We start from the raw sequence: 3,809 nt of genomic DNA, 5'->3' as shown, positions 1-3,809 counted from the left end.
GCCTCGACTGTGGTCGGTCTTGCCTGCGGACAGCGGCGGGGGCATAGCGTGTCCCCGGCAGAGCGTGTCCCCGGCAGAGCGCGTCTCCCGCATAGCGCGTCGTTCAGCGAACTTCCGAACGGCGATACAGACCCGCGATGTCTTCGGCGAAGCGCTCGGTGACCACCGGTCGTTTGACCTTCAGGGTTGCGGTCAGTTCGCCGGACGCCTCGGTGAGTTCCCGATCGAGAATCACGAACCGCTTGATCGACTGGGCATCTGACACGGTGGCGTTCGCGGCCTCGATGGCGGTCTGCAGTTCGGTACGCAGTTCCTCGTCGTTGCGGAAATCAGCTACCGACATCTCCGGAGTTCTTCCGTGCGCCGACTTCCACTTGCCGAACTCGTGAACATCGAGTGTGAGCAGCGCACCGAGGAACGGGCGGCCGTCTCCGACCACCACCGCCTGCGAAATCAGAGGATTCGAGCGCAAACGATCCTCGAGAGGGCCGGGCGACACATTCTTGCCGCCTGCGGTGACCAGCAGGTCCTTCTTCCGCCCGGTGATGGTGAGGAAACCGTCCTCGTCGAGTTCGCCGAGGTCGCCGGTGCGCAACCAGCCCCCGTCGAAGGCGTCCCGCGTGGCGTGTTCGTTCCGCCAGTAGCCGCCGAACACGGTGTCCCCGGCGAGTTCGATCTCGCCGTCCTCGGCAATGCGCACACCGCCTCCACCGAGAGGCACGCCCACCGTGCCGATCTTCTGCGCGCCGGGGCCGTTCAGGGTATGCGCGGCCGTCGACTCGGTGAGCCCGTACCCCTCATACACCGGAACGCCGATTCCACGGAAGAAATGTCCGATGCGCGGCGTCAGCGCGTCACCACCCGAAATGGCCCACCGGCAGTCGCTACCCAACGCCGCCCGCAACGTGGAGTAGACCAGCCTGTCGGCAAGCATCCGCTTGACCGTCAGCACCGGCGACGGACCCCTCCTGTCCAGCGCGTCGCTGTACTCGACCGCGGTCTTCTCCGCGAACTCGAAGATCCGCTTCTGCAGGGGCCCACCGGCGGCCGCCTTGCGGACCGCACCCTCACGCATCTTCTCGAACAACCGCGGAGCACCGAGAACGGTGTGGGGCCGGAAGCGCTCGAACTCGCCCATCACGGTGTCGAGATCCGACCAGTGCGACTGCGTCGCCCCGGCCTCGAACATTGCGAGCGACACCGCCCGGGCCAGAACATTTGCCAGCGGCAGGACGGTCAGCACCCGGTTTCCCGGACGTGCCACGTCCCCGATCGGTGCCGCGAGGAGCGCGCGTACCTCGGTGAGGAAGTTGCGGTGGGTGAGAATGCATCCCTTGGGACGTCCGGTAGTCCCGGAGGTGTACACCAGGGACGCAAGATCGCCGGCCGTGAGTGCCACAACCCGCTTGAACACCTCGGAGTCGTCGAGGGAACGGCCATCCTTGATGAGGGTGCCCACCGCGTCCTCGTCGATGGTGAGGATGCGCCGGAGGGTGTACGGAATGCCCTCACCTTCGAAGCTCGAGGCGTGCGCGGCGGTTTCCACCACGGCGGCCACGGCTCCCGAATCCTCGATGAGCCACCGGATCTGATCATGCGACGACGAATCATAGATCGGAACGGATGCGGCGCCCGCAGCCCAGATCGCGTAGTCGAGGAGTGCCCACTCGAACCTTGTCGAGCAGAGAAGCGCAACGCGATCCCCCGGCCGGACGCCGTTCGCGATCAGACCCTTGGCGACGCCCGTCACGAGAGCACCGAAGTCCTCGGCTGTGACATCGACCCAACCCTGCGCTTCGGGGCGGGCGTACACCACGAGATCAGGTGTGGTGTCGGCATGAGCGAAAACCGTCAGCACGGCGTTCTCATGGTCCAGGACCGTGGAGGAGGCGGGGCTCGTGTACTCACGCACGGTGCTCGACTCCGGTGCGGTACCGATCGTGTCCCCGGCCGGGGTGCACATCACCCCGGTCACGGAACCTACGGAGGTGGAGTGCGAATTCTTCGATCTCACTGTCCGACCACGACGACACCCGATCCCGTACCCCTTCGACGCAGCGCGCGTCGGCGCCGGCAAGGATCGCGGCCCCCCGGGCCGTCAGACTCAGGGGGTGGCCGCTACGGAGCGGACCGGGCTCGGCGTGAACCCATTCTTCGTCGATGCACCTTCGCAGTTGGCGCGACACGGTGGAGCGGTTCACCCCGAACGCGTCGGAGATCTGGATGGCCCGGCACCCCGGATTGCGCGCAATGAACGACAGCAGCGAATGCTGAGCGAACGTCAGGTCATCGGTTGGTGGATGGTCCTCGGCCACGAGTTGGCGGACGAGGCTGACCAGTTCGTCGTGAACCGCGACCACACCGCGTGCCGGCGCGTGCGATTCGTCCACATTCTGTTCCGTACCGCAATACTGCCGAATCGACCTACCGTCGACCACCCGCATCCACTCCCATCCACTGACCCGCCCCGGCGTCGCGACGCACGACTCTCCGCACACCACCTTCCGGGTCGCGTTCTGCTCATCCTTCTACGCCCAAAGCCCAATTCATGTACGCATCGCGAACGAACACGGTCACGATTGGAGAACAGGACGGTGGGCCCGTCGACGTCGACGGACGCACCCTCCTCCCGGTGTGTCGGACAACTCGCATACGGTGACTGACGTGACGTCTCCTTGGTCCGAGGGACAAGTCGCATCGGTCGCCCCTGATGCCGGCTCGCTCGCCGCCGCGCGCAGACTGGTGACGTCGTGGTCGCAGACGGGCAGAAACGACCGCGCCCTGTGGGGATTGTGCCGTGGCAGCGGCGCGGCGCCATATCGGTCGGTGATCGACCTGTCCGATCCGGCATTCACGTGTTCCTGTCCGAGCCGCACATCCCCGTGCAAGCATTCCCTCGGTCTTCTGCTGGCGTGGACGCGGGGAACGATCCCGGAGGAATCCGAGCCGCCCGCCTTCGCCGCCGAGTGGTTGCGGCGCCGCGCGAACACTTCCGTCCAAGCCGATTCCGCCGCCGCATCCTCCAGGCCGCCGGTGTCCGCGGCTCTCGAGCGTCGCGCCGAGCGCGTAGGAGCGGGACTCGAGGAACTCGATCTCTGGCTCACCGATCAGATCCGTCACGGACTCGGATCGGCCGACACGTCCGCCGATGCTTTCGCCGCCGTCGCCGCCCGGATGGTCGACGCGCAGGCTCCCGGAGTCGCGTCCACCCTGCGGCGCCTGCCCCTCACCGTGGCCACCCGGGCCGACTGGCCCGCGCGACTTCTCCGCGAGTACGCGAAGCTGCATCTTCTCGTGACGGCGCATCGTCACCTCGCCGAACTTCCCGGGCCCTTACAGGCGTCCGTGCGCGCACACGTCGGGTACCCCGTGTCCACGGACAGTGTGCGCGGCGAACCCGGGGTCCGCGATCGATGGATGGTGCTGGGACTACGGATCATCGAGGAGAAGCGCCTGTTCACCCGCAAGGTGTGGATGCTCGGCCGGGACCATGGCCGGTGGGCGGTTCTGCTGGACTTCGCCCACGGCAGTCCCCATTTCACGAACACCGTCCCGCCGCTCGGTTCGCTCGTCGACGCCGACCTGCACTACTACCCCGGCGCGGCGCCGCTGCGAGTCCAGTTCGGTGACCGCCACGGCGAGCCGGAACCCTTCACCACTCTTGCCGCCCGCGACCTCGATCTCACGCTCGACACCTTCGCGGAGGCTGTCGGCGCCGATCCCTGGGTTCGGTCGTGGCCCGCCCTCCTCTCCGCGGTCACGCCCATGGTGACGGAGGGTGAGTGGTTTCTCGTCGACCGGGATGGGCG

Annotated in this window: 3 protein-coding genes; 1 reads left to right on the top strand and 2 read right to left on the bottom strand. The window is 67.0% G+C overall.

Annotation, left to right across the window (positions count from 1 at the left end; translation table 11 throughout):
• Positions 1 to 103: 103 nt before the first annotated feature.
• The gene (locus WAW17_RS10250; protein WP_422332877.1) at positions 104 to 1,912 is read right to left on the bottom strand and encodes an AMP-dependent synthetase/ligase; all 1,809 of its coding nucleotides are present in this window, start codon (positions 1,910 to 1,912) and stop codon (positions 104 to 106) included.
• Positions 1,905 to 2,444 carry a MarR family winged helix-turn-helix transcriptional regulator gene (locus WAW17_RS10245; RefSeq protein WP_422332876.1) on the bottom strand — a complete coding sequence of 180 codons (540 nt, stop codon included), beginning with the start codon at positions 2,442 to 2,444 and terminating at the stop codon, positions 1,905 to 1,907. The genes WAW17_RS10250 and WAW17_RS10245 overlap by 8 nt, the downstream gene beginning before the upstream one ends.
• A gap of 220 nt (positions 2,445 to 2,664) precedes the next feature.
• On the opposite strand from WAW17_RS10245, the gene WAW17_RS10240 reads away from it, so the two are divergent.
• On the top strand, positions 2,665 to 3,809 hold a 1,145-nt coding region (locus tag WAW17_RS10240; RefSeq protein ID WP_422332875.1), incomplete at its 3' end, for an SWIM zinc finger family protein.

It is taken from the genome of Rhodococcus sp. (in: high G+C Gram-positive bacteria) (assembly GCF_049286785.1).
GTDB lineage: Bacteria > Actinomycetota > Actinomycetes > Mycobacteriales > Mycobacteriaceae > Rhodococcus_F.
This window is presented reverse-complemented; position numbering and strand designations above follow the sequence as displayed.